Consider the following 22,218-nt stretch of genomic DNA (forward strand, 5'->3'; position numbering starts at 1 on the left):
TTGTGTAAAATAAAGCCTTATTCTACCCTATAAGTGTTTAATTTGAGTTTAAAAATTGTAAATTTTCAAGATATTTATGTGCGCATTTTATCTTTGTTTTGCTATCATTACAAAAAATAAAGATAATAGAGGTTTAAAATTGCAAGCTATCCATACCCCCGTTTTGCAAACTGAAGTTTTAAAGGTGTTTGAAGGGCTTGATGATGGGATATTTTTAGACTGCACTTTGGGGTTTAGCGGACATAGTAAAGCCATTTTAAAAGCCCATGAAAAACTAAGATTAATCGCTTGTGATAAAGATGATGAGGCATTGAGTTTTTCAAGGCAAAATTTACAAGAATTTGGCTCAAGAGTGCGTTTGATTAAAAGTGATTTTAAAGAAATTTTAGGCAGACTTTCTTGTGATGAGCTTATGCAAGTAAGGGGCGTGCTTGCTGATATAGGGGTTTCATCTTTGCATTTAGATAAAGATGAAAGAGGTTTTAGCGTGCATTCAAACTATCTTGATATGCGTATGAATCAAGAGCAAAGTTTGAGTGCATATGAGCTTGTAAATTCATATACACCAGCTCAACTAGAGCATATTTTTAAAGAATTTGCAGAGCTTAAAGATGCAAGAGTTTTGGCTGAAAAAATTTGCATACAAAGAGCAAAAAAGCCTATAAGCTCAGCTAAAGAACTTGCCCAAATCATCGGCACACAAAGCGTGAATGGCAGAAGAGTATCAAAAGCTGTGCTTGCTTTTCAAGCCATTCGCATTGAGGTTAATGGCGAGTTAGAAGCATTAAAGCAGTTTTTGCATACTTGCAAAGTGCTTAAAAACTGCACGCTGGCTGTTATCAGCTTTCATTCTTTAGAAGATGCTTTGGTGAAAAATGCTTTTAAAGATTTTGCTCGTGCGTGTATTTGCGATGAAAAGGCTTTAAAATGCGAGTGTGGGGCAAATCATAGCTTAGGTAGAGTGTTGAGTAAAAAACCTATTGTGGCAAGCGAGGCTGAAAAAAGATCAAATTCTCGTTCAAGTTGTGCTAAAATGAGATCTTTTTATTTTAATTAAGGTGAAAAATGCTAGATGATGATTTTTTAAAAGAACGTCAAAATATACGCGAAAAAATGCTTCGATATTCAAGAGCTGTAAAAGAGGGCAGGGTAAGGGCTGAAGCTGAACAAATACCACCAGATGATGATATACTCAAACGCAGATTAAATAAAAACAAAAAACAAAGCTTTGATTTTTTTGATCAGGATTTTTTAGAGCCAAAAACAAAAGGTAATATCTATCTTAAAGAGGATTTAATCAATGTCAAGCTTGAAGAAAAAAAGAAATTTGGCTTTGCATTTTTAGCCAAGCTCAAACAAAAAAAGAACAAAAATATCAAGCAAACAAGTGAAAATAAAAAAGTAAATTTAGACAAGCAAAGCGCTCAAAAACAGAGCAAAAAAGAAAAAAGCAAGCTTTTACAAGGTATAAATTTTTTTGGTGATAAAAAAGCAAAAACAAGCATTCAGCAAACCACTACAAAGCAAATTCATACCCAGCACATAAATACCCCACAAACACCAAGCAAAAGAGAAAAACTCACAAATTTAAACTCACAGACACAACATAAAGAAAGCATAATTTTAAACTCGCAAACGCAAAAAAACTCGCAAAAAAACTTAAATTTACAACAAGCAAAACTTCCAAATGATGAAAAAAATCAAACAAATTTGCAAGCTCAAGATTCTTTAAAGCAAGCAAAGGATTCAAGTCAAGCACTTAATTTAAAACAAACGCATATGAATGTAAACGATCAGAGTTTAGAACAAGTCAAAAACACACATAGCTTTTCACCACTTGAGCAAGAAAACAGCTCACACACTAAAAATACGCTTCTTGAGGGATTTAAAGAGGCTACCCAAGAAGAAAAAAACCTAAATTTCAATCAGCTTTTATTTGCTTTTTTGTTGATCTTTTTTGCTTGTGTGGTGTTTATCCCACAAATTTATATACGAAATAATATTTATTATTTAAGTAGAGAAATAGGCACTTTGCGTAACCAAGAAAGTGTTTTAAATGAGGAAAATAAAGAGCTTAGAAGAGGGCTTGAAAATATGCGTTTTCAAAATCAAATTTTAGATTATTTAGAGTGATTTATTCTTTTTGTTCATTTTGTATGATTTGTTCTAAAACATAGCTTTCTAAATTTGGTTTTGAGATCATATGTTTTGGGAGTTTGTGATAAATTTCCTCAAGAAGTTTTGAATATCTTTCATATTCAAAGCAAGGAAAATACTCGTCCCAAGCCTTTTTAATGAGTTTTTTTGTCATACTTTTTCGTGTGTAAATTTTAAACATATCAAAAAAGATAAAAATGGCGGCTGTAACACCAATGGCACTGATAATGCTAAAATGAAAATCAACGATTTGAAAACCAGAATGCGTTAAGAGTATGAGTGGCACAAGCACGATTGCACACAGCACAGCAAAGATTAAATAAGCGTTAAATTCTTGAAATTTAAAATGAAGTTTTGCTGGATCAATAGACATTTTTTCATTATATAAAGCATTTGCTTCAAGCAAATCAAGCAAATTTACAGGCTGATTTGACACCTTAAAAAGTTTTTTTAAAATCCATTCTTTGATTTTTTGCATTTTTTTCCTTGAAAAATTTCTAGACTTATCTTAACATAAATTTGTTTAAGCTCATTTAAATTTTTAATCTTCTTGATATCTAAAAATACTCATAAAAAAAGCTTGATTTTTTGACAAAGGGTTTGATGTTAGCCTTTGGGATTAAAATATCATCTCGATTTCGGATAGCATGTTCAAATCCAAAATGCACCAATATATTCTCATCATCCTTATCGCCCACATTAAAAGTCATGCGTTCTATATAGTTTTCTACATTTGGCACTTCATCATCATCGCCTTCCCATGCTTTAACAAGTTCTTTTTGAAAGGCATTAATAAATTTTTTATTCACATTCACAAAAGCTGAAGGGCTTGTATCAACAAAGGCTAAATCTTTAATCGAAAAAACAGCGTGGGAATATATAGTATTTGGATGCGGTGTGCTTCTGTAAAAATACTCCCCTGAACCTCCAAAACTTATTGCTTTTGTATCAGCACGTGCTCCAGTAAATGCTTCATAACTCCCGCCTGCAAAGTCATTTGAGACATATCCTTGCATTTGTTCTCTAGCGGCTTTTTCAAACTCCTCAAAACTCATATTTTTAGCTTCTAATTCAAGAATCCCAATGTTTGCAGGCTTGATAAAAAATGCGTTATCTTCGTAATAATAAGTAACTAGTTTTTCATTAGAATACTCAAGCCACTCTTTTTGCTCCTGCGTAGGCTCATAGCTTTTTCGCGCTTTCATTGAGTATGCATCAAGACGAGAAATTTTACCCTCTAATAAATCAACCTCACTCAAAACCACTCGTAAAGCTTTGCTTTGTTTGCCTTTTGGTGTGCTTTTCCACTCTCCTGTGATATTTAAGGGCTGTTTTTTATCATCTAAAATTTTTTCCAAATCATTTTGCGTGAGCTTAAAAATAAAACTTTCATCTTCAGTTTGTGTAAAAAGCTCAAGGCTTTCTTGTTTCAGCTCGCCATATATGGGGATATTTTTTTGAAATTTATCATACAAATACACACCCTTCACATTAACTGCGTGATTTTCATCTTCTACAATGTTAGTTACAAGCTTTATCGTGATAGGGTATTTTGAATCAAGCTTTCCTTTGAGCGTGAAAAAATATATGCTAAAAGCAGGCTCAAAACTCTCAAAATCCTTAGTTTCATCCTGTGCAAAAGTAAGATGAAACAACAAAAGTAAAATAATGCTTAGTCTTTTCATTTTTTTCCTTGATTTGTTTTTTGCTCAATTTGATTTAAATACTCCTTGATTTGCTTGCTCTGAGCTTCACTTAAACTTATAAAACTTATCAAATCGATCTTAGAAAGGAGTAAATCCTCAGCCTTTATCCTATCATCATTTTTGCCTATATCAAGTGAAGTTAAGGCAGTTTGAGCGATTAAAAGCCTGCCATCATCTTGGGTTCTTAGCCCCCAAACAGCGTGAATTGCCGCATTTTCATCTTGCACCTTTCCTACATAAAGCATGATATGCCCTTTCATACCGAGCAAGCTTTCATAAGGCTTAGCAAATTTTGTGATAAAGTCTTGTTTTTGTCTGTTATTTAAAAAGCTTACATCAAAGTTTTTTAAAGCCTTGCTTTGTGCTCTTGAATTTCGTGGTAAATGCACGCCAAAACTTGCAAAAAAATCTCTTACAAACAAAGAACAATCTCTCTCAAAATCATACCCACCCCAACCATAGGGACGACTTAAAAGCTGAGCTAATAAAGTTTTGACATTTGTATCATTAAAACGCAAAGGAAAAGGGCTAAAATGCTTTTTGCTAAGCTTTACTTTTTTATCCCCAATCTTACTTAAAAAATACCCCTTTTCTTCAGCATAATACGGATAAATCGCTCCTATCCTTGCTTCAAAAGCAAATTTACCCTTTTCATCATACACACTTACTCGCTCTTTTATAGGCGTAAGGAAGTTTAAATTTTCATAAGTTCTAGCTCTTCTTTCATCAAAAAGCGTTAAATTCTTAGCCTCAACAAAGCCCCAACCACTTTCTGCTAAAACAAAAGCATAACGTTTGTCTTTGCTGTAGTGAGAGATCAGCACAGGTGAGCCCACATTTAAAACGCTATCAAGCGAGTAGTCAAATGGCACACCCTCGCTGTTTTTAAAAGGATTTTGCAAAATAGCTGTTTGAGTGGGGATATTTCTTAAAAAGCTATTTTCTATGACAAGAGCTTTTTTCTTAAGTTTTAAAAAATCTTTTGTGTTAGCATTATCTATCAAAGCCTTAAAATACGCTTTATCTATAGGCTTTTTGTTGAAAAAATAATAATTTTTATTTGGATTAAGATAAATTTGAAAAGACCAAAATATATCTTGGGTATTTTTTATCTTAGGTTGTATATGCCAAGCATAAAAAAACTTGTCTTTATAGGCTTTTGCAGAGTTTTTTTTGCTTTGTTTTAGCTCACTTAACTCACTTATGTTTTGCTTAAGCTCTAAACTTGCGTAAAATTGTGCTTCAAGGTTTTGGGTATTTTTTATGCTAGGGTTTTGAAAATTTTTGTTTTTGCTACTACACGCAAGAAAAAAACACAAGAAAAATATAAGAAAAAAACGCATTATTTAACCTTAAATTCATAAAAATAGCTATAATTATAAAATGAAAATGGTAAATTACCTCAAGCAAATTTTACAAAATGACAATGTTTTTTTAAGCGGTGGGGCTGGGGTTGGTAAGTCTCATCTTGTAAGTGCTTTAAAAAAGGATTTAAGGCTAAGTGGCAAAAATGTCATTGCACTTGGTTCAACAGCTATTTCAGCTTTTAATATCAGCGGTGTTACTCTACACAGCTTCTTTGCTTTAGGAATTTGTAATACCTTAGATGAGCTTTTAAAGCTTGATAAAAAGCAAAAAGAAAAGCTTGTCAAGCTTCAAAAAATCCTTAAAAATCTTGATTTGCTCATCATTGATGAAATTTCTATGGTGAGTGCTGAGCTGTTTGAGCTCTTTGCTTTTCGCTTAAGAACGAGTCAGTTTCAAGGCAAGGTTTTAGTTGTAGGGGACTTTTTACAGCTTCCTCCTGTGCTTAAAAAAGAGCAAATCAGTGAAAAAAGCCTTTTTTCTGGGGCGTATTATGCTTTTTCTTCACTTTCTTGGGCGGATTTTGCTTTTAAAAATGTCTTTTTAAAGAGTGCAAAGCGGACAAATGATCTGCTTTTTTATAATCATCTTTCAAATTTAAGGCAGGGTAGGGTTAATGAGGAGCTTTTGACTTATTTTGAAAATTTACTTATCTCAAAACAAGAGCTTTCTAGGATAGATGATGATTATACTTTGCTTTGCTCCACAAATAAAAAAGCCGAGCTTATCAATAATGAAAAATTAAACAAACTTGAAGGCGAACTTTTTGAATTTAAGGCTTTGGCTGTGAAAAATGATGCAAATTTAGACGAGCTTAGTTTTGAAAAATGGCGAAAAAGCCTTAATGTGAGTGAGAATTTAAAGCTTAAAGTGGGAGCAAAAATAGTATTTTGCATAAATAATTACGAAGCAGGGTATTTTAACGGCGAGCAGGGCAAGGTCAGTGCTTTTGTAAATGAGCAGGGTAAGGACTTAATCGAGATTGAAAAGGATAATGGCGAATTAATCTATCTTGATCGCTATAGCTTTACTCTTGAGGATTTAAGTGATGATGGTAGGGTGCTTGCAAGCGTGAGTCAGTTTCCCATTAAGCTTGCTTATGCTATCACCATTCATAAGGCTCAGGGTATGAGTATAGCGCGTTTAGTGTGTGATATAGGTTGGATTTTTGAAAATGCCCAGCTTTATGTAGCGCTTTCAAGAGCAAGCCAGCCACAAAGTTTAAAGCTTGTATATGAAGGTAAGGACTTTAAGGCTCATTTTATCAAGGCTTTAAAGCTTGATGAAAATGCTCTTGATTTTTATAAAAAAGCTGATTTTATCGATCTTGAAAAGGAAGTGGAATGAAAAAGATAGTTTTGTTTTTATTTTTGCCTTTGTTTGTATTCAGTCAAAGTTTAAAAATAGAAAATTTACGCACTGAAATTTATAGCAAGGCAGGCAAAAACACACTTAAAAAGGTGCAAATCAGCCTTGAATTTGAGGGCAAAAATGTGAAGGAAAATGAAAGCAAGATTATCGATGCGAGCAATACTATCATTTCAAGCTTTTTTTATGAAGATCTTTTTACTGAGCTTGGCAAACTAAGATTTAAAGAGACTTTGCAACGTTTTATTAACAAAAAATACAAGCTTGAGATCGATGGAGTGTATATCTTAGCCTTAAAAGGTATAGAAAAATTTGATATAGAAGAGCTTAAAAGCTTTTTAAAAGATACTGAAGCAAGCGATGAACAAAAAGAAATCGCCCAAAAAATCATCAAAAAAGATGAAGAAAAAAATACCAGCACTTTTGATCTTAAAGTCCCAGATGATCTTAAAATACCAGAAATTAAAGCTCTAAGCGATCCGAGCTCACTTTTAGTGCCAGATATCGACACGCAAAATTTGAGTGTAGATAGTATCGATCCTAAGGCTTTAGAACTACCAAGTTATGAGGCTTTACCAAAAATGCTTCAACTTAAAGACAAAAATATCAGCCTTGATTCAAATTTAAGTTTTTAAGTTTAAATTCAAAAGTAAAAGGGCTTTGTAGGGTGAAAATACATGCTTTTTGTTTGATTTTGTAGCTAAAAATTTAAAAAAGAAATGCAAAACTTAAAAAGCAAGCTTTTAAAGCCAAAAATGAAATAAGTCAGTATCTAGCAATAAAGCTAAGTAAAATCAAAGCATAGCGATAAGCCGAGTTCTGTCGTGAATGCTCATTTATCTGGTTTTGTTTTCACAAACAAAATCAAGCGAAGGGTTTTCTCAAAGACTCTAACCATCCCTTCTTGCTGCACATTGGGTTTACAAAGCCGAAAATGTCACCAAATTCGCTGGTGGGCTCTTACCCCACCGTTTCACCTTTACCAAATTCATGGTAGTTTGCTTTCTGTTGCACTTTCCCTAGCATTACTGCTGGTATCTGTTAGATACAATGTTTGTCTTTTGCAGCTCGGACTTTCCTCTTTTTGTAAAAGCGAGCATTTACTATGCTTTGAAGCTGTATTATAGCAGAAATTGAAAACAAATTTTACTAAAGTGCGAATTGTTTTAATTTTGTCGAAAAATTCCAAATTTTAGGTTTAGGGTCTTGCGTTTTTTTTTTTTTTGATATTCTTGCTTTCATAATTTTTTATGAAAGGAGTTAAAATGCTTAAAAAAATCGTTAGCAATAATGAAAGTATGTATTTTAACAAAGATTCTGTAAGAGTGATTAGGGTTGCACCACACCCTACAGAGACGGATTGGGCACAAGTTGTAATCACTATAAGTGAAAATAATAACTTCTTCACCCCTTATGTGAGTGCATATATACCACAATTTCAAAGCGTAGAGGAGTTGAGCAAAAAAGTTGATGAGTTTATAAACTCAGATGAAGAAATTTTAGATTTAAGAGAGGAATAAAATGAAAAAGATACTTTTTAGTTTGTGCATTGTTGCCATGAGCATAAGCAGTGCTTCGGGTTTTGGGGCTAGAGTCAATTGTGATGAAATGCGAAGAGGTATTACTGAATTACAGAGCAATATTACCAGTGCTGGTTCAAGGTCTTACCTTTCCGTATTTGTAGGTGGAAAGATGTATTCTGGTAAAGAAGGTCTTAGAGAACTAAAGGAAACTTATTTTCTTCTGTGCCAATAAAACTAATATATAGATAGCAAAGATTTATATCTTGGCTATCTATTGTGTTTGTCTTGTGAGGAATTTTCTGCCTTAGACTATGAGATTACTTTAGGATTATTAGAATCTATAAAGAAGCTGCAAGCGTATTTTTTTATTATCATAAGAGCTTTTTGCTTGATTTTCTATGCTAATATCCCTTACTTGAACCAAAGAATAATATGTCAAAAAATCAAATTTTTTACTTAGCTTGTATCCAAAGCGAGCAACATATTCAGTTTTTTTACCACCACCTAAACGCGCTATTTCTCCTAAAAGCTTACTAGAAGTTTGAGTACCTCCATGCACAAAATCAAAACCAAAACGCATCTTATCCAAAGTATAGCCAAGCACAGCAAAACCATACAAATTTCTTCCCACATGAGCAGAATAATTAGAAGATCCTATGCTTGAAAGGGCTTCTTCCCCAGCAAAGATAAACTTACCTCCATCTTCTATGCTGTGAAAGCTTCTTTTTTCTTTATCTCCATACATAAGCCCGCCAAATCTAAAATCAAAGTTTTGCAGCTTAAGCACGCCTTGCAAAGCAAAAAATCTCGCATTGTTAAATGCTCTTCTTTCAAGATAATCTTGTATGTTATTGCCTGCAAATTGTCCGTGGATAGTGTATGTTAAGTCATTATCAAAATTAAACTTATATTTTAAATCCAAGGCATAAAGTAAGGCTCTATCTTGTAAGAAAGAAAAGTTAAGCAAGGATTTAAAATTTAAAAAGTCAGCTTGCATACTTGCTCCATACCAATTTTTTGCAAAAAAGTTCTCAACTCTAGCCTCATCAAAATCATAACGATCAAGTATAGTATCTCCATCATTTATATCTAAACTATCCCAAGCAAAGGCATTTAAATTTACACCCTCAAAATCAAAAGAAAACTTAGCACCCATGCCAACAAGTCCGTCATGTTGGGCTGAATTTGTCCAAAAATTACCTACCACTTGCCTACCAAGACTAAGATGAGTATATTCATTTGGTTGTATAAGCATATAAGCTTGTCTTAGGCTAAAACTTTCTGTGGTATTTACGCTTGCATTAGGACCATAGCTTTGCTCGCTTACATTTCTTCCAGCCTTATAGCTTAACTGAGAGCCTAGTTTTATATACTCATCAAGTTTAAAGCCTAGATTAAAATAGGCTAAGTAACGATGTCTTTGAGAATTGCTTGGCGTTCTTTTACCAGCAGGAAAAGGATTGATACTCAAGCTATCTAGCTTGGTTAAATCTCCTGTTTTATAATTTGACTCATAGCGGTAACGCAGATAAGTGTTAAGCTCGACATCTTTAATGCTTTCTTCAAGGCTTTTAGCATGAAGATGAAAAGCACAAACAAATAAAACTAAAACTAAAGATAATCTTAGCATGGTTTTTTCCTTTATGTTTTAATATAAGTCTTTAAAGACTTAAGAGCAATTCTATAAAGGCTTAGAAACATTTTGGAAATACTTGTATATTGAAAAAAACTTTTTTTTGTGCTAGAATACGAGTTTAATTTATTTATCAAGGAAAAGAAAATGGCGACTTATTCTATGGGTGATTTGAAAAAGGGCTTAAAGATAGAAATTGAGGGCATACCTTTTAAAATCGTTGAATATCAACATGTAAAACCGGGCAAAGGACCAGCTTTTGTGCGTATTAAAATCAAGTCTTTTATCGATGGTAAGGTGCTTGAAAAAACCTTTCACGCAGGCGATAAATGCGAGGCTCCAAATTTAGAAGATAAAAAAATGCAGTATTTGTATGATGATGGTGAAAATTGCCAATTTATGGATACTGAAACTTATGAGCAAGTGGGTATTAGTGATGAAGATGTTGCAGATGCTAAAAAATGGTTACTTGATGGTATGATGGTTGATATACTCTTTCACAATGGTAAAGCTATAGGCGTGGAAGTGCCGCAAGTTGTTGAGCTTAAAATCATAGAAACTGCCCCGAATTTTAAAGGCGATACCCAAGGCTCAAACAAAAAGCCAGCCACACTTGAAACAGGAGCTGTGGTGCAAATTCCTTTTCATGTTTTAGAAGGCGAGGTGGTGCGTGTGGATACTACAAGTGGGGAGTATCTAGGAAAAGCAAGCAAATAAGCTTCTTTTATCTAGCTTTTTGTTTTATTTTATAACCACAAAAAACCTTGCAAACAAGATAAATATATAAGCCTACAAAAACAAAACTGAGTAGGCTTGATTTAGCTTTTTGGAACTTTTTAGAATTTTTTATCGTTTGTTTTTATATTTTGATTTTAATTTCTTAATCTTTTATTGTTTCTTGCAAATATGACTTTAACCTGATAATGATAAAATGAAGTGTATTTATGTTTTGTTGTTTTTTTCTATGCAAATTTATTTTAAAAGTCAAGTTTTCTTTATGATGATAGGATATGGGGTTTTTAGGATTTAAGAAATTCTTTTGCTCTTTGAAATTTTTTCATATTTACTGCAAGGACGGCTTTTTTGTTTTGCATAAGAACAAAGGCTTCTTCGATCAAAGCCTTTGCTTCTATGAGCTCTTGAGTATTCATATTTTGAGGCGCAAAGCTATCAAGCAAATCTTCAAGAGCACTTATATCTTCTTCTATAACAGCAAGTTTTAAATTACTGAGCCACGCTTGCATTTTCATGAACCTCACGCCAAGCTTCAAGTAAACCTTTGACGACATTAATCACTTCATCAACCTTAGCTTCATCATTTTTAAGATTTGCTAAAGCCAGAAGTTGAATTTCTCTTGTATAAAGCCCACTAAGGTAATATGCCACATCGCCACCTTTTTCATAATCAAGACTATTTAAAAGCTCGATAAAAATCGCTGTGGCGCGTTTAACATAATACACTCTTTGTTCTATATCTTCGTTTTTGATACAAACTTTGATACGAGAGCAAAAACGCAAAAGCCCCTCATACAGCATTTCAACCAATTTTTGTGGTGATTCTATACCAACTTGGTTTTGAGAGTAGGCATTATATGCAAGACTATTCATTGTTTATTCCTCTTAAATTATTGACTGTTGCTGTTTTGAGCGTTTATCATTTGAGTGATATACTGCCCTTGTGATTGAAGCTTGGAAATGATCCTATCATATTGTATCCATTGCTCTGCCATAGTCTCATAACGCGCGTCTATGCTTGCTTGAGATTTTTCTTTTGACTCTTGCATCGCTTTGTTTTCAGCAGTAAGCTGTTCGCTATAAAGTGTCAAAGAGCCTTTGCTTGCACTTTTTGTGCTTGTTACACCTTCAAGCACGCTTTTTAGATCAGCAAAAACGCCTGTGCCTTGCTCGATTTGCGGTGTAACTTTAGTTGCTTCTAAGCCCATTTGTTCAAGCACATCTTTATCACCAGTAAGTTCAAAGTCCGAGCCATTATCGCTTTTAAATTTGATCGCATAGCCTTTGACAGCTTGTCCGTTGGCATTGCCGATAGTAAGCTCTTGCACTGATACTTTTAAGTCTTCTATGCCAAAGCTATTGATATGATCGATAAGGCTTTGCACTCTTTCTTGCTCATTGGCTCCTGTAATCTTAAAAGCTGTGCCATCAGCTTTTTTAGACAAATCATAAGTTTTATCATTGAAAGTAATTTTAAATTCTTTGCCTGTAAAGTCTATATCTGCATTAAATTTTGCTTGAGTTGCTGAACCTGTAACTTCGAGCTCTTCAAAGCCACTTGTTCCAGCAAAAAATTTCTCAGCCAAGTCAATATCCTCAGCCACCTTCTCATCAAAAGCACTTTTATCAAAGCTTAAAGTTCCAGATTCACTAAGTGTTAAGCCAAAGTCTTGCATAGACATCATAACGGTGGTTGCTTTTGAATTTCCATTTTCATCAAGCTCTGTTCCTTCTACAGCTTGGCTTTGAAAGAGTGAATTGACGATATTTGATCTTATGCTTGTGACTACGCTCAAGCCTTGCAATTCACCAGCCACACCTGTTTCAGTGTCGTATTTAGTTGCTGTTTCAAGTTGAGTCATAAGATCGTTGTATTTTTCAACAAGTTCTTCCATAGCAGTTGTTAAGGCTTCAGTGTCTTGTTTGATATCAAAGTTAATCTCACCCGCCTTTTTAAGTGTTAAAGTAAGTCCAGCACCTATATCTTTAACCTCATTGCTTTGACGTATCATTTTTACACCATCAAGTGTAAATTCAGCATTTTGAGCTTTTTTGATATGATATTTCCCATTTGGATCTTTTATAGCATAGCCTTCTTTGCCATTAGTTGTTGTTTTATCAAGTTCCCAACCAAGATTAGCAAGCAAATCAGCCGAAGCTTGAGTTGAGTTAAAATTTCCAGCCTTATCAAGTGTGCCATCACCATCAACGAGCTTGATTGCATTGTCTGTGCCTGTTTCTTTGCTTGATAAAGTAAGACGATAAGGTGTATTTGCCTCACCTGTTTTTACAAGTTTAGCTTGGACATTTCCACTTGTTGCTGAGTTGATTTTTTCAGCTAAGTCCGCATAAGTTGTATTTGCATCAACTCTAATAGTGTATTTGCTATTGCCTTGCACGATAGTAAAGCTTGTTGCATTTTGTCCGCTTTGTAAAACTCTATCTGTATCAGCAGTAATGCCTTTGCTTTGAAACACATCTTTTTGAGCGATTTGATCAACTTTTACACTCAAACTTTGTGTGCTTACCCCGCTACTTGCACTTAAGCTCGCTGCAGCACTATCACCTGTTACGCTGGCATTTACCGTTCTTTTGGCAAAAGCTGTTGCATCTCCTAGTGAAGAAACAGCAGTTTGAAAAGATAAAAGTTTGGTGTTAAGCTCAGTAATTGCTGTTTGCTTAGCGGTGTTTTTTTCCATTTTTGTGGTATAAGGCTTGATGATATTTCCCTCTTCAGCCTCTTTGAGTTTATTTAAAGTTTCTGTTGTTAAAACGCTTGAAGCTATACCTATGCTTCCTAAAGAACCTAGTGCCATTGTTTAACCCTCCTTATCAAATATTAAGCCTATGGCGTTTTTAAAGTGTTCAGCCATTTTCATCGCCTCTTCGCTAGGAATTTGGCGGATAACCCTACCTGTGTCCTTTTCAGTGACACTGATATAAAGTCCTTCTATCTTATCGCTATATGCAAAACGAATGTTTGTATCTAAAGACTTCATTTGCTCGTTTAAATTCTGCGCAATTTGGTTTAAATCCTTATCCTTAGCAAGCTGATCGTTTTGCGAATCGCCACTGCTTTGTTGTGTGTTTTGCACAGCATTGTGAATACTTTGCCTTGGCGAAGCATTTTGCGCTTGACTTGTTGTAAGCTTACTCATGGATAAATCCAAGTTTGAGCCATTTATCTTTGCTATTTCCATTTTAAGTCCTTTTAAAAATAGTCTTTCCTTAAAAGACTATATCGGCTACAAAAAATAAATTTGAAGCTTTTTTCATAAATTTTTTGCATTTTTTTAAATTTATAGCAAAGCTCTTTTACATATAATTAAGCAAACTGAGCTGAGAAAGCGTTGTTGAAGCTTTCATCGCTGCTTGATAGGTAAGCTGTGTTTGCATCATCTGTGTAAGCGCTTCAGCAAGATCAGTATCAATGACTTCTGATTTTACGCTTTGGATATTGACTTTTAAAAGTTTTACTCTTGATTCAGTATCCTCGATAGCTTTTGCACTTGCACCGATTTGCGTTCTTTGTTTTCTTAAATGTTCGCCTAAATGATCAAGCCTTTCAAGCGCTCCTTGCATACCTGTATTTCTTGGATCTTTACCTTCAGAATCAGCTCTCATATTGCCTTCTAAAACAGAATCAATCATCAGTTCTAAGTCTTTTATAAGATCAACATGAGGCTCATCAATGATTAAAGCATTATTTGCACTAAAGGATAAAGCCGCACCATCTGTTACTTGAGCTGTGGTGGTAAGCGGTGGAGCTGGAAACTGCGTGCTTTGGCTATCGTGCATAGCTACGCCTATGTTTGTGCCGGTTGAAAGCTTATCAGTAATCGTAATGCGTCCTTTATAATCAAGGCTAACTTCAACGGTTGATTTTGAATTTTGCAAAGCGGTATTGTAGGTTTGAAAATCAGCTGCTGTAACTTGGTTTGCATTTACTGGTATGGTTGCTGTTGGCATTTGATCTGAAGCAAAAAGCCCTATGACATCATTGAGTTGCTTATAAGTAATATCATTGCTTGGAGTTACTACACCATTATTTGAAGTAGCTGGATTAGTATGCATGATAGGAAAAGTGATATTTTGCCCCGGATTTGCTGGATCTTCATAGCTTACGCTTGAATTTCCTAAGTCAATAGTGACATTATAGGTGTTTCCGCCTTTTGAATTGACGACTAAATTTAGCGTAGTATTTGCTAAATCTCCTGTTGCGACTTCGCTAAGTTTGGTTGAAGCTGTAGCATACACTCCATCTGCTTTTGTGATTTGTGAGATATTGCCTATAACCTTGTTGCCACTTGTTTCAAAAAAGACATTATCATAATCTGCCCCATTTGTTGCATTGCCAAGCGTATCAGTCATCTTGCTAAAGATAAAATCAGTTTGTTGCAAGCTTATAGAGTAGTTATTTCCGTTTATGCCTATATTTACCGGGCTTGTAAGATTAGTAAGATCGCCATTTGCTCCTAAGGCTTGTTGCATAACTATATTTGTCAAGTCTGTTAAGCTGTTTCCTTGAGCTTGCAAATCCTCATTGATACGATCTAATTCAGTAGAATTTTGAACCTGTGGAGTAAAAGCTACAGCGTGAAAATCAAGAGTGTTGTTGCCTTGTTTTAAGTCTGTGATTTGAATTTGTCCGCTATTGTTAATGCTGATATCAACGACTTTATTTGTATCGGTGTTGCCATACAATGCACCGATTTTATCAAGCATGCCTTGCAAAGTATCGCCTGGCTGCATAAGCACAGCACTTTTAAAGCTCGTCCCATCTGGTCTTGTGCCTTGTACATAAAGGGCGGTTGGTGGAAAGTCTTTTGGTGTTGTTTCAAAATCCGTTGTTGGATCAAGAGGAGGATTGTTTTCCCTTACATAGCCAAGTCCTATTAAATTTCTAATCGCAGCATTGCCATCAAGATAAGTTGTTTTATCTGGGTTTTGATTTAAATCATAGCGATTGTCTGTAAAGCTTACATTTGTGGTAATTTGCTTTTTAAAGTCATTGTCTGCTTTGTAAAAAAGATCATAACCTGAGACATTGTAAGCGCTTTGTGTGCTGTCTCCTGTAACGATATTCATTGATTTATTATCGCCATAATAATTTCCTGATTGATCAAAAGGCTTTGTGCCACTAAGCGATCCTGAGAATAAAAACTGCCCATTAACACTTGTATTTGCGATATTTACAATCTCTTCTTTGATGCGGGTAAGTTCTTTTGCTATGGCTTCTCTTGAAGTTTGTGTTTGACTATCGCTTGCTGCTTGAGTTACTTTGACTTTAAATTGCTCGATAAGCGAAACGATATCGCCTAAGGCTTTGTCTGTGTTTTTTGTCATTTCATTGGCAAGTGAGGCAGCCTTTTCGACTTGTTCTAGGGTTTTAAGCTCGTATTCAAGACGAGTGTTATCTATATAGGTGTTTGCTGATTCAAAGGAGTTTTGAATTTGCAAGCCTGTGCTGACTTGGTTGCTAACTTTATAAAAATTTGACATAGCTTGCTGGACGGAGCTGATCGAATGGTAATTTGTGAGCTGATTGGTAATTCGCATTGTTTGTCCTTGATCATGGTTTCTTTTACTTGATGCAAGCAAAAAGAGTTCCATTTTTTAAATTTAAGGCTAAATCGGCTAAAAATATTTTTTTTGAAGCTTTAAAGTCTTTTTTAAATTTAAATAGTGTATAATCTCACTTTTTAATAAGCCCAAGTGGTGAAACTGGTAGACGCGCTAGACTCAAAATCTAGTAAGGGCAACCTTGTGTCGGTTCGAGTCCGACCTTGGGCACCATGAACTGACATTTTGCAAATTTGCAATACACTTTTAAGAAAATTTATGCTTTTAACTACACTTTATATCATTGGAATTTCTGCTGAAGCGATGACAGGAGCGATTGCTGCTGGGCGGCATAAGATGGATTTGTTTGGTGTGATTTTTATCGCTTTGGTTACAGCTATTGGTGGAGGAAGCATTAGAGATATACTTTTAGGACACTATCCTTTAACTTGGGTAGCTCATCCTGAATATGTGATCTTAATCTGTATTTGTGCGCTCATCACAACTCAAATTCCGCGTCTCATCACTCGCCTTGAGGGGCTCTTTTTAGCTCTTGATGCGGTTGGGCTTGTGGTGTTTAGTATCTTAGGAGCGAGTATAGCTATAGCAGAGGGTTATGGTTTCATCATCGCTGTGAGCGCAGCTGTGATCACTGGTGTATTTGGTGGAATTTTAAGAGATACATTGTGTGCGAGAATCCCTCTTGTCTTTCAAAAAGAGCTTTATGCTGCTGTTTCGATGAGTGCTGGGGCTTTGTATTATATTTTGATAGAATTTGTTAAATTTAACAGCTTAGGCACTACTTTAATCACTCTTTTTTTTGGCGTTGCTTTTAGACTTTTAGCGATTTGTTATGGTTGGGCTTTGCCCGTGTTTTCGTATGAGTATAAAAATAAAGAGTAAAAAACTTGCTTATTTTTGTGCTTTTAAACATATAAATCTTAAATTTACACCTCGCACAAAGCAAAAGTATAAACTTAAGATCGATTTTGTTTTCAATACGCCTTAACGCCCAGCATATAAAACATTTTGAAAATTTCTAGCGATCATTTGCGCTCTTTGCAAGATCACCGCACTCATTTCTTCGTTAAAAACTTGATTTAAGCTTTCTTCAAAAAGTTTTAACCAAGTATCAAAAAACTCACGCGGAAAAGGTGGTAACTCAATATGAGCCTTCATAGGCTGTCCATTATAATCACCTTGTCCTAAAAGCATACCCTGCCAGAAATTGCTGATTTTTGCTTTATGGTTTTGCCATGCTTCATCATCTGTGCCAACTTTAGCGTTAAAAATCGCTCCTAAATCCTTATCGCGTCTAATCTTTTCATAAAAAATTTCCATTAAACGATCGATACCTTCTTTATTTATAGTATCTAGTTTCATTTTTTCTCCTTGTTAAATTTGAAGCTAAAGTATAAGAAAATTTTCTTTAAAAATTATTGATTTGTGTTAAAATTAAGATAAAAAAACTAGGGAAAAATATGCAAAATGTGCTTGAATTTTTTCTTCGCATAGGGAGAAAAAAGCGATATCAAAAAGGAAATATTTTGTTTTTTGAAGGTGAAAAAGCAGAATTATTTTTTATCTTGCTAAGCGGAGAAGTAAGGGTTTATAAGACTTTGGCTGCAGGAAAGGAACTAAGTATCCATCATTTTACGCCTATATCTTTTATCGCCGAAATGCCAGCATTTGAGGGCTTAAACTATCCAGCAAGTGCTATTTGTGAAAAGGAAAGTGAGGTTTTAGAACTTGATTTTAAGCAGTTTAAGGCTCTTTGTCAAGAGGATTCAAAAATCGCTTTAATGCTTATTAGTTCTTTATTTAAAAAGATTCAAATTTTAGAAAAAGAGCTTGGCACCCAAAGTCTTGATTTAAGGCAAAAATTTCTATATTTTTTACTTGAAAATGAAGCAAAGCTAAGCTCTTTGACGCAAAAACAAGTCGCACAAAAGCTCAATTCAAGAGCTGAATCTCTTTCAAGATTGATTAAAGAGCTTAAAAATAAAGCTTTAATCGATACGCACAAAGGCAAGATTAAAATCATAAACAAAAACGAACTTTTCAAGCTTTTATAAAGGCAGATTTTGTTACAATAATACTATGAAAAATCCCAAGCTAAGTATTATTATCCCCTTTGGCTTAAGTGTTGAGCGAGCTTATATCAAAGAAAGAGTATTGCAAAAAGCTTGTGCTTATAAAAGCGATGAGAAGGTGGAGTATATCTTTGTTGAGGGCTTTTCAAGTTGCTTTGATGAGAGTGTAAAAGAAGATATTTTAAAGTCAGAGCATACTTACTTGAAAGAAAAAAAACAGCAAGAAAATCAAGCTTTTAGTTTAGGAGTATGTAGAAATTTAGGTGTAATCAATGCTAGGGCAAATGTGGTGATGTTTTTAGATGTAGATTGTGAAATTTCACCTCAAAGTCTTGCAAAACTCCTTGAACTTATATGTGTAAAGGGTATTGATACAAATCCAAATGCTTTGCTTGTTTTACCTTGCATTTATCTTAAACAAGAAGCAAGTGAGTTTTTGCTTAGTCAAAGTCCAAATTCTTGGGATGCTTTAGTACAAAATGATTTGCTTAATGAGCAAAAAATATGTAAGTTTTTAAGCCCTTCTTCAAGTATTTTTGTGATAAATAAATATAAATTTCTTGAACTTGGTGGCAATGATGAAGGCTTTGTGGGGCATGGCTATGAGGATTTTGATTTATTTGCTCGTGTTTTAAAAGCTTGCGTGCATTTTGAAAAAATGCCAGCAAATTTAGCTTATGATAGTAGAAACTGGCATTTTAATGAATTTAAAGGTTTCAGGGCTTTATTTTCTTTACTTGGCTATGAAAGTGCTTTTTATTCGCTTTTTGTGTATCATTTTTGGCACATTGAGCCTAATCAAAACAATTATCTAGGCAACAAAGAAGCTAATCATCGTTTATTTTTTACAAAGCTAAAAAAGTATTTTAAAGACGAGCAAAGTTTTTTACAAAGCTTACCTCAGGTGTTACAACGCAAAGAAGCACAAGATCAAAAGGTGCTTGTTTTAAGTAAGGAGCTTTTAAGTTTTAGGATAGCAAGCGTGTATTTTGGCTCTTTTGTATATAAGGAGTTTCAAAATGAGGCCGAGTTTTTAAGCTTTCTTAAACAAGAAAAAATTGCTTTGATTTTGTTTAATGCGTCTTATTTATCTTCTCAAATTCAGTTTTTAGAGTGTATAAAACAACACAGGCTTGAATATGCAGTATGCGAGTTTCAAAAAGATGAAAATGAACTTGAGCTTTGGCATTTTAAAGAGTTTCAAGGCAAAATTATAAATGAAAATTTACTTCAAGAAATAAGTAATTTTCAAGCTCATAAAAAAAGTTTTTATCCTTTAAAATCACTCATATTTAAGCCTTATATTTATGAGCTTAAGCATACTAAATTTAAGCTTTTGCCAGCTTTTTTAGAGGCTAAACTCTCACAAACTAAGTTTTATAGGCTATTTAGAAAGCTTATGTGTTCGCCAAAAGACTTTTTTAAAGATTCTAAATTACCTTTTCTAAGAGTTTTGGCAAAGAAAGACAAATAAAAATGTTTTATATTAGTGAAAAAAGCTTAAAAATGGCTCCATTTTTTCTTAAAGGAGCCATTTTAATACCGCTAAGTAATGTTTTGAAGCGTTTCTTAGCTAAAAAATATAAGGCAAAACATAGTTATATCATCGTTTCAGCTGTATATAATGTAAGTATGTATTTAAAAGATTTTTTAGATTCTTTTGTCACACAAAGGCTTGATTTTAAAAGAAATATCATTTTAATCTTGGTTGATGATGGTTCAAATGATAACTCAGCCTCGATCATTAAAGCATACCAGCAAAAATTTCCTCATAATATCATCTATTTATACAAAGAAAATGGTGGGCAGGCAAGTGCAAGGAATTTTGGGCTTGAATATATCAAAAAAAAGGGCTTAAAGTCTGATTGGATAGGCTTTTGTGATAGTGATGATTTTTTAGATAGGAATTTTTTCTATGCAGTAGAGCGTTTTTTAAATAAGCATAAAAATGAAGATTTTTCAATGCTTAGTGCAAATTTAATTTTTTATAGAGAAGGTTTTAAAGTCCTTTACAAGGACGCTCATGCCTTAAACTATCGTTTTAAAAAAACAAGCAGGGTTTTAGAAAATGAAAATTTAGATGATTTTATCCAGCTAAGCTGTAATAGTGTTTTGCTTTCTTTTGAAAAGCTTTTTAAAAGTGGGGTAAAATTTGATGAGGATTTAAAACCAACTTTTGAGGACGCTAAGTTCATCAATGAATATTTGCTTCATTATTTAAATTCTAAAACTGCTTTTTTGAAAAATGCAAGGTATTATTACCGCAAAAGAAGGGCAAAAAATTCAAGCGTAGATTTAAGTATGAAGTCAAAAGATGCTTATCTTAAGGTAAGTGACAGGGGCAATTTAGCACTTGCAAAATATGCTCTTAATACTCATAAAAAGCTTTTTGATTTTATTCAAAAAACAAATTTGTATGAGCTTTTTTGGAAAATTCAAAACATACTTGCTAATCCAAGCATGCTTGAGCTTTTAGATGAAAAGGAAAAAGAGCGATTTTTAGAGCTTTTAGATGAAAATTTTAGCTATATAGAAAGGCAAAATATCTTAAATTTCAAGCTTCAAGCTTTTAGTTATTTTTATCAATTTGGTATTTTATCTTGCTTTAAGAAGGAAAAAAACTTGCCTAGAAGAGCTTTTATTATGGATTTTGATGAGAAAAAAGAGTTTATTTTACTTGTTTATTTTTGTGCCAGTTTTGATAAAAAACTTTCTTTTTTCTTTGATGAAAATGAGTTAAAACCTTGCTATGAAAAGATAATACAGCATGATTTTTTAAATAGGGTATTTTGCTATGAACAAAGAATTTGGCTTAAATTACCAAAGCAGGCTAAAAATTTACAAGCATTTGAAAACTCTTGTAAAATAGAGCTTTATTTTAAGGATAAAAAGCTTCAAAGCTTAGAAAATGTGCATACAAGAATGAAATTTTTGCAAAAAAAGAGGGCAAGAAATGCTCATATCTGGCTTTTTGCGGATATGATTTTAAAAGCTGATGATAATGCTGAACACTTATACCGCTTTGTTAAAGAACAAAACTTAGCTCAAAAATGCTATTTTGTCTTAAGTAAAAAATCAAGTGATTTTTTGAGGCTCAAAAGAGAAGGCTTTAAGCTTGTGGATATGAACTCGCTTTATTTTTTATATCTTTTATTTAAGGCTGATAAGATTATCTCTTCTCATCTTGATCGGTATTTGTATGGGGCTTTTGGCAAAAATACTCTTTTGACTAAGGATTTTATCTTTTTGCAGCATGGAGTTATAAAAGATGATCTTTCTGCTTGGCTAAATTTAAGAAAAATCGATCTTTTTATCACGGCGAGCTTTAAAGAATATGATTCTATAGTAAAGGGAGTAAATCATTATAAATTTAGTTCCAAAGAAGTAAAACTCACAGGACTTGCAAGGCATGATGCTTTGCTTAAAAATAAGGTCTTAAACACAAAGCAAATCCTCATCATGCCAACTTGGAGACGTGAGCTTGTTGGAGATTTTAGCAAAAAACTTATGCAAAGAAGGAAAAATTCAAATTTCAAGCAAAGTGAGTTTTTTAAAGCTTGGAGTGAGTTTTTGTGTAGTAAAGAGTTTGAAACTTTGGTTAAAACATTTGATTATAAGGTGCTTTTTAATCCTCATCCAAATTTAAAGCCTTATCTTTTAGACTTTGCTTTGCCAGAATTTATAGAGTGCGTGCAAGATGAAAGCCTTTCTTTGCAAGAACTTTTTACGCATTCAAGTATGATGATTACTGATTATTCAAGTGTGGCTTTTGAGATGGGGTATTTGCAAAAGCCGGTGCTTTATTATCAATTTGATGAGAAAGATTTTTTTAAGACGCATTGGCAAAAGGGTTATTTTGATTATAGAAAAGATGGCTTTGGTGAAGTATGCGAGGATAAAGAAAGTCTTTTAAAAGAGCTTAAAAACTTGCTTAAAAATGAATGCAAGCTCCAAGAACCCTTTAAAAGTAATGCTTATCATGCCTTTGCTTTTAAAGACACGCAAAATTGTAAGCGCATCTTAGAAGCTATTCATACACTTGATAAAAAAGAATGAGAAAATTTAAAAGAATTTTT

At 33.7% G+C, this 22,218-nt stretch carries 21 protein-coding genes, 1 tRNA gene and 1 other RNA gene; 12 read left to right on the forward strand and 11 right to left on the reverse strand.

What is annotated here, in order from left to right; translation table 11 throughout:
- The first annotated feature begins 139 nt into the window (after positions 1-139).
- Complete coding sequence (gene rsmH, locus CQA38_RS06890; RefSeq protein WP_137633333.1) at positions 140-1,057, forward strand: 16S rRNA (cytosine(1402)-N(4))-methyltransferase RsmH; 918 nt, start codon at positions 140-142, stop codon at positions 1,055-1,057.
- A gap of 8 nt (positions 1,058-1,065) precedes the next feature.
- Positions 1,066-2,133: a hypothetical protein gene (locus CQA38_RS06895; protein WP_137633266.1), complete on the forward strand. Its 1,068-nt coding sequence runs from the start codon at positions 1,066-1,068 to the stop codon at positions 2,131-2,133.
- A gap of 1 nt (position 2,134) precedes the next feature.
- Here the strand turns inward: CQA38_RS06895 and CQA38_RS06900 are convergent, their stop codons facing one another.
- The 3 genes from CQA38_RS06900 to CQA38_RS06910 form a co-directional block, all read right to left on the reverse strand.
- On the reverse strand, positions 2,135-2,635 hold the full coding sequence (locus tag CQA38_RS06900) for a hypothetical protein (RefSeq protein ID WP_137633267.1): 501 nt from the start codon (positions 2,633-2,635) through the stop codon (positions 2,135-2,137).
- Positions 2,636-2,714: 79 nt separating this feature from the next.
- A complete protein-coding gene (locus tag CQA38_RS06905) occupies positions 2,715-3,842 on the reverse strand; it encodes a hypothetical protein (RefSeq protein WP_137633268.1) in 1,128 nt (375 codons plus the stop codon).
- A complete protein-coding gene (locus tag CQA38_RS06910; protein ID WP_137633269.1) occupies positions 3,839-5,206 on the reverse strand; it encodes an SH3 domain-containing C40 family peptidase in 1,368 nt (455 codons plus the stop codon). The genes CQA38_RS06905 and CQA38_RS06910 overlap by 4 nt, the downstream gene beginning before the upstream one ends.
- 46 nt (positions 5,207-5,252) lie before the next feature.
- On the opposite strand from CQA38_RS06910, the gene CQA38_RS06915 reads away from it, so the two are divergent.
- Entirely contained in the window at positions 5,253-6,575 is a 1,323-nt protein-coding gene (locus CQA38_RS06915; protein ID WP_137633334.1) for an AAA family ATPase, read from the forward strand.
- Positions 6,572-7,231, forward strand: coding sequence for a flagellar basal body-associated FliL family protein (locus tag CQA38_RS06920; RefSeq protein ID WP_137633270.1), 660 nt, complete (start codon positions 6,572-6,574; stop codon positions 7,229-7,231). The genes CQA38_RS06915 and CQA38_RS06920 overlap by 4 nt, the downstream gene beginning before the upstream one ends.
- A gap of 157 nt (positions 7,232-7,388) precedes the next feature.
- Here CQA38_RS06920 and rnpB read toward each other — a convergent pair.
- Positions 7,389-7,708, reverse strand: an RNA gene (gene rnpB / locus CQA38_RS06925) — RNase P RNA component class A.
- 153 nt (positions 7,709-7,861) lie between these two features.
- On the opposite strand from rnpB, the gene CQA38_RS06930 reads away from it, so the two are divergent.
- Together CQA38_RS06930 and CQA38_RS06935 are read left to right on the forward strand one after the other, a co-directional pair.
- Complete coding sequence (locus CQA38_RS06930; RefSeq protein ID WP_137633271.1) at positions 7,862-8,116, forward strand: hypothetical protein; 255 nt, start codon at positions 7,862-7,864, stop codon at positions 8,114-8,116.
- Position 8,117: 1 nt separating this feature from the next.
- Entirely contained in the window at positions 8,118-8,351 is a 234-nt protein-coding gene (locus tag CQA38_RS06935) for a hypothetical protein (protein WP_137633272.1), read from the forward strand.
- Between the two features lie 99 nt (positions 8,352-8,450).
- On the opposite strand, the gene CQA38_RS06940 is transcribed toward CQA38_RS06935, so the two are convergent.
- Positions 8,451-9,749, reverse strand: a complete 1,299-nt coding sequence (locus tag CQA38_RS06940; RefSeq protein ID WP_137633273.1) for a major outer membrane protein — start codon at positions 9,747-9,749, stop codon at positions 8,451-8,453.
- A gap of 150 nt (positions 9,750-9,899) precedes the next feature.
- On the opposite strand from CQA38_RS06940, the gene efp reads away from it, so the two are divergent.
- A complete protein-coding gene (gene efp, locus CQA38_RS06945) occupies positions 9,900-10,469 on the forward strand; it encodes an elongation factor P (RefSeq protein ID WP_137633274.1) in 570 nt (189 codons plus the stop codon).
- A 302-nt stretch (positions 10,470-10,771) separates the two neighbouring features.
- Here efp and CQA38_RS06950 read toward each other — a convergent pair whose 3' ends face one another.
- The 5 genes from CQA38_RS06950 to flgL all read right to left on the reverse strand — a co-directional run bounded on the left by CQA38_RS06950 (position 10,772) and on the right by flgL (position 16,046).
- The gene (locus CQA38_RS06950; protein ID WP_137633275.1) at positions 10,772-10,996 is read right to left on the reverse strand and encodes a hypothetical protein; all 225 of its coding nucleotides are present in this window, start codon (positions 10,994-10,996) and stop codon (positions 10,772-10,774) included.
- Positions 10,977-11,360: a flagellar export chaperone FliS gene (fliS, locus tag CQA38_RS06955; RefSeq protein WP_137633276.1), complete on the reverse strand. Its 384-nt coding sequence runs from the start codon at positions 11,358-11,360 to the stop codon at positions 10,977-10,979. Before fliS ends, CQA38_RS06950 begins: the two co-directional genes overlap by 20 nt.
- A 17-nt stretch (positions 11,361-11,377) precedes the next feature.
- Positions 11,378-13,303, reverse strand: coding sequence for a flagellar filament capping protein FliD (fliD, locus tag CQA38_RS06960; protein WP_137633277.1), 1,926 nt, complete (start codon positions 13,301-13,303; stop codon positions 11,378-11,380).
- Positions 13,304-13,306: 3 nt separating this feature from the next.
- Positions 13,307-13,687, reverse strand: coding sequence for a FlaG family protein (locus CQA38_RS06965; protein ID WP_137633278.1), 381 nt, complete (start codon positions 13,685-13,687; stop codon positions 13,307-13,309).
- A gap of 115 nt (positions 13,688-13,802) precedes the next feature.
- Positions 13,803-16,046 (reverse strand): flagellar hook-associated protein FlgL, encoded by a 2,244-nt coding sequence (gene flgL, locus CQA38_RS06970; RefSeq protein WP_137633279.1) that lies wholly within the window; start codon positions 16,044-16,046, stop codon positions 13,803-13,805.
- Between the two features lie 150 nt (positions 16,047-16,196).
- Here flgL and CQA38_RS06975 point away from each other — a divergent pair.
- Positions 16,197-16,283: transfer RNA gene (locus tag CQA38_RS06975), tRNA-Leu, on the forward strand.
- 45 nt (positions 16,284-16,328) lie between these two features.
- Positions 16,329-16,952, forward strand: a complete 624-nt coding sequence (locus CQA38_RS06980) for a trimeric intracellular cation channel family protein (protein WP_137633280.1) — start codon at positions 16,329-16,331, stop codon at positions 16,950-16,952.
- Between the two features lie 102 nt (positions 16,953-17,054).
- On the opposite strand, the gene CQA38_RS06985 is transcribed toward CQA38_RS06980, so the two are convergent.
- A complete protein-coding gene (locus tag CQA38_RS06985) occupies positions 17,055-17,432 on the reverse strand; it encodes a group III truncated hemoglobin (RefSeq protein WP_137633281.1) in 378 nt (125 codons plus the stop codon).
- 98 nt (positions 17,433-17,530) lie between these two features.
- Here CQA38_RS06985 and CQA38_RS06990 point away from each other — a divergent pair, with 98 nt between their 5' ends.
- The 3 genes from CQA38_RS06990 to CQA38_RS07000 are packed head-to-tail and all read left to right on the forward strand — an operon-like array spanning position 17,531 to position 22,198.
- Positions 17,531-18,124 (forward strand): Crp/Fnr family transcriptional regulator, encoded by a 594-nt coding sequence (locus CQA38_RS06990; RefSeq protein ID WP_137633282.1) that lies wholly within the window; start codon positions 17,531-17,533, stop codon positions 18,122-18,124.
- Positions 18,125-18,149: 25 nt separating this feature from the next.
- Complete coding sequence (locus CQA38_RS06995; RefSeq protein ID WP_137633283.1) at positions 18,150-19,616, forward strand: galactosyltransferase-related protein; 1,467 nt, start codon at positions 18,150-18,152, stop codon at positions 19,614-19,616.
- A 2-nt stretch (positions 19,617-19,618) separates the two neighbouring features.
- The gene (locus tag CQA38_RS07000) at positions 19,619-22,198 is read left to right on the forward strand and encodes a CDP-glycerol glycerophosphotransferase family protein (protein WP_249355232.1); all 2,580 of its coding nucleotides are present in this window, start codon (positions 19,619-19,621) and stop codon (positions 22,196-22,198) included.
- The last annotated feature ends 20 nt before the right edge of the window (positions 22,199-22,218 follow it).

This window comes from Campylobacter sp. MIT 12-5580, from assembly GCF_005406235.1.
Taxonomy (GTDB): domain Bacteria; phylum Campylobacterota; class Campylobacteria; order Campylobacterales; family Campylobacteraceae; genus Campylobacter_D.